The sequence below is a fragment of the Klebsiella sp. MS 92-3 genome (assembly GCF_000195655.1).
GTDB classification, from domain to species: Bacteria; Pseudomonadota; Gammaproteobacteria; order Enterobacterales; family Enterobacteriaceae; genus Klebsiella; species Klebsiella pneumoniae.
Genome location: NZ_GL882809.1, coordinates 18,277 through 22,243, shown reverse-complemented (window position 1 = coordinate 22,243; position 3,967 = coordinate 18,277). Strand labels below are relative to the sequence as shown.

At 53.5% G+C, this 3,967-nt stretch carries 2 protein-coding genes and 2 pseudogenes; all 4 read left to right on the top strand.

Annotation, left to right across the window (positions count from 1 at the left end; translation table 11 throughout):
• Nucleotides 1–163: IS66 family insertion sequence element accessory protein TnpB (gene tnpB / locus HMPREF9538_RS30020; protein WP_009485151.1), on the top strand; the 163-nt coding region annotated here is incomplete at its 5' end.
• A 49-nt stretch (nucleotides 164–212) separates the two neighbouring features.
• Nucleotides 213–1,618, top strand: a pseudogene (gene tnpC, locus HMPREF9538_RS0127740) (IS66 family transposase); the annotation flags it as partial.
• 24 nt (nucleotides 1,619–1,642) lie between these two features.
• Nucleotides 1,643–1,750 carry a transposase domain-containing protein gene (locus tag HMPREF9538_RS33340; protein ID WP_259408568.1) on the top strand — a complete coding sequence of 36 codons (108 nt, stop codon included), beginning with the start codon at nucleotides 1,643–1,645 and terminating at the stop codon, nucleotides 1,748–1,750.
• Between the two features lie 37 nt (nucleotides 1,751–1,787).
• Nucleotides 1,788–2,165 (top strand): annotated as a pseudogene (locus tag HMPREF9538_RS13455) (IS66 family transposase); the annotation flags it as partial.
• Between the last annotated feature and the right edge of the window lie 1,802 nt (nucleotides 2,166–3,967).

Genomic DNA, 3,967 nt, shown 5'->3' with positions numbered 1-3,967 from the left:
CGGGCTGTGCCTGCTGACCAAACGGCTGGAGCGCGGGCGCTTCGCCTGGCCGTCAGCTCGCGATGGCAAAGTGTTCCTGACCCCGGCGCAGCTGGCAATGCTGCTGGAAGGCATCGACTGGCGACAGCCGAAGCGGTTGCTGACCTCCCTGACCATGCTGTAGGCTTCTTTATCCTGGTTGTCGCAGAATAAGCCTGGTAAAATGCTGGCTTATGAATGACATCTCTTCTGACGACATCCTTCTGCTGAAACAGCGCCTTGCCGAACAGGAAGCGCTGAACCGTGCCCTGCTGGAAAAGCTGGCAGACCGGGAGCGCGAAATAGACCATCTGCAGGCGCAGCTGGATAAACTTCGCCGGATGAACTTCGGCAGCCGTTCCGAAAAAGTCTCCCGCCGTATCGCACAAATGGAAGCCGATCTGAACCGGCTTCAGAAAGAGAGCGATACGCTGACCGGTCGGGTGGATGACCCGGCAGTACAGCGCACTCTGCGTCAGACCCGCACCCGCAAACCGTTCCCCGAATCACTCCCCCGCGATGAAAAACGCCTGCGGCCAGCGGGTTCCTGCTGCCCGGAGTGTGGTGGTGCGCTGAGTTACCTGGGTGAGGATGCCGCTGAACAGCTGGAGCTGATGCGCAGCGCCTTCCGGGTGATCCGGACCGTACGGGAAAAACATGCCTGCACAAAATGTGATGCCATCGTGCAGGCCCCCGCGCCTTCGCGCCCCATTGAGCGGGGTATCGCCGGACCGGGGCTGATGGCCCGCGTGCTGACCTCAAAGTATGCAGAGCACACACCGCTGTATCGTCAGTCTGAAATATACGGTCGCCAGGGCGTGGAACTGAGCCGTTCACTGCTGTCGGGCTGGGTGGATGCATGCTGCCGGCTGCTGTCCCCGCTGGAGGAGGCGCTTCAGGACTATGTCCTGACTGAAGGTAAACTCCATGCCGATGATACCCCGGTCCAGGTGCTGTTGCCGGGCAATAAGAAGACGAAGACCGGGCGGTTGTGGACGTATGTTCGTGATGACCGCAACGCCGGGTCAGCGCTGGCACCGGCGGTGTGGTTCGCCTACAGCCCGACAGAAAAGGCATCCATCCGCAGACCCATCTTGCGGGGTTCAGCGGTGTGCTACAGGCGGATGCGTACGCCGGGTTCAACGAGCTGTACCGCGATGGCCGGATAACGGAAGCCGCCTGCTGGGCTCACGCCCGCCGTAAAATCCACGATGTGCACGTTCGCACGCCGTCAGCCCTGACGGAGGAAGCCCTGAAGCGTATCGGCGAACTGTATGCCGTGGAGGCGGAAATAAGAGGAATGCTGGCGGAACAACGGCTTGCTGAACGTCAGCGGAAAACGAAACCGCTGCTTAGTACCCTGGAAAGCTGGTTGCGTGAAAAAATGAAAACGCTGTCGCGACACTCGGAGCTGGCAAAGGCGTTCACGTACACCCTGAACCAGTGGCCGGCCCTGACGTACTATGCAGAAAACGGCTGGGCCGAAGCCGATAATAACATCGCTGAAAATGCGCTGCGGATGGTCAGTCTGGGTCGTAAAAACTGGTTGTTCTTCGGCTCAGACCACGGTGGTGAGCGGGGAGCGTTGCTGTACAGTCTGATCGGGACGTGCAAACTGAACGGCGTGGATCCAGAAAGCTACCTTCGCCATGTCCTTGACGTCATAGCTGACTGGCCGGTCAACCGGGTCAGCGAGCTGCTACCCTGGCGCATCACACTGCCAACTGAATAACACATCCCCGTCAATACGGTTCTCGCTGTACGCTTACAAATCCCTGGAAAGCTGGCTGCGTGAAAAGATGAAAACCCTGTCGCGACACTCAGAACTGGCGAAAGCGATCGCATACGCCCTGAACCAGTGGCCGGCGCTGACGTACTATGCAGATGATGGCTGGGCTGAGGCGGACAATAACATCGCTGAAAATGCGCTGCGGATGGTCAGTCTGGGCCGCAAAAACTACCTGTTCTTCGGTTCGGATCATGGAGGAGAGCGGGGAGCGCTGCTGTACAGCCTGATCGGGACATGCAAACTGAACGGAGTGGAGCCAGAAAGCTACCTCCGCTATGTCCTTGACGTCATAGCCGACTGGCCGATAAACCGGGTCGGCGAACTGCTCCCCTGGCGCGTAGCACTGCCGACTGAATAACACATCCCCGTCAATACGGTTCTTGCTGCACGCTTACTTAAATTCTTTGATGTAAACAATATCATACTCAGGAAATAACAACGCCCAGTTCACCTTACGTTCAGAAAGCCGTTTTCTTCTGACCCCTTCGGCTGCACCGAGGGGGACAGTCGCTCAGGCATCCCCGGTAACTCTACCGGGCGTATTGCCATTCCTGAATGAGGATCGCTTTTTAACCCCCGCGATCCGATGGCCAGTATTTCACTATCCCGACAAACATGGCGGGTATCTCAGACGGCCGTCAGACCGCTAACTCACGTACCACCGGTGCCGCCATGGCCAACAGACTCCGAACATGCGTAAGAGTGGAGACACTGGAAAGCTGTGTTCATCCCATTTGCCTTGCCTGGAAATGAAGAAAACTACTTTACTTATTAAAATGTACGTTTGAAAAGTAGACTTCTGCGGTACACTCTGACGGTATCATTTACACGCATCGTGCCGGATGATTTCGGTCCGGACACAGCCTTGGACTAGAGTTCTCCTGGTCTCTAGCACAACCATAATCAGTGCTGGTACGTCAGCCTACTCAGAAAACCATGTTAGCCGGAAAACCGCCTTCTTTCCTCCCCGGCCTGAAGGACGAGGTTTCCCCAAGGCATCACGGTATCTGGTTGCATTATTTTCCACGGCCCCGGGTTGCTGTCTGTGCTGCGATGTTGCCGCCTTTCGCACTAAAAACTTTCACTATCACCTACTGACTGCCTATTCTGCCGAACAATACATTGCACAGCAATTTACGGTTAGTAGCGTCAAACCCGGGTCAGGATCTTAGGCGAAGGTGGGAAAAATACAGCTCAGCATTTCAGACGTTTTCCGCAGCGAGCCGTGCCGTCCGCAGTGGGACTACCCTGTGTTCATTGCTGTACCTGACCAACTCGGCCATGTAATCCCTTCCGGCTTTTTCAGCGAGATAAGACCTGCCGCATATAAAAAAGTTGGCTACATGCTACTGGTGAGCGTTCATTACAAACCCAGCTGGTTGAGTACAAAAAACAGACAGCTAAATTTACATTTCTTGCCATGGCCTGCCGTCTGTGCTCCCACCTTTTTACCTTGTTCTGGGTCAATAAAAAAGAAAACATCTATGATGCAAATCACTACATTTACAAATTAGAATGCATCTTGTAAACAAAGACATACATAACTCTATTATGTGTCATCCAGCCTCTGTTCGGTGATACTGCCAGATCACTTTGCGTTAAAACAGAGTCTTTTTTTTGGTGGCAAGACTTCGCTCAACTAGTCGTTCCGTCACAGAAGCGCATATAGTGTCGGAGGCCGCCCTGATTCCCGGAGGCGATATGAACAGAGTGTGTCTATGCATTCTTGTTCTAACTCTCTTTGGCTACCCTGTTGGTAGTCAAAGTGGTTGGTCTATATATGTCAGCCATATCAATGTAAATATTTCTTTATAAATCAGATGGTAATAAACAAAAAAACCACCTGCCAGGGTGGTTTTTTTGCGTTTCCTCTTTCACATTAAAGAACTGGCAAGACTTCGCTCACGGCAAATTATGCTTTGTCCATCATAGACCCGCAACGGATTTATTAGCCAAAATGGCGTATTTTCTATGACAGGAATCAACAAAATCACTCACCTGACTGTGCTAATCACCGACAGTGATCAGATGAAATAAAGGCTATTTGCATTTAGGGCATTTTAGACCGGCTCTATGTCCTGCTATGTGCTAACTTTTCCAGTTTAATGGCCTCTCGTCGAGTTGTGTGGCAACAGTGTTGCCACCGGCGGAAATCCGCCG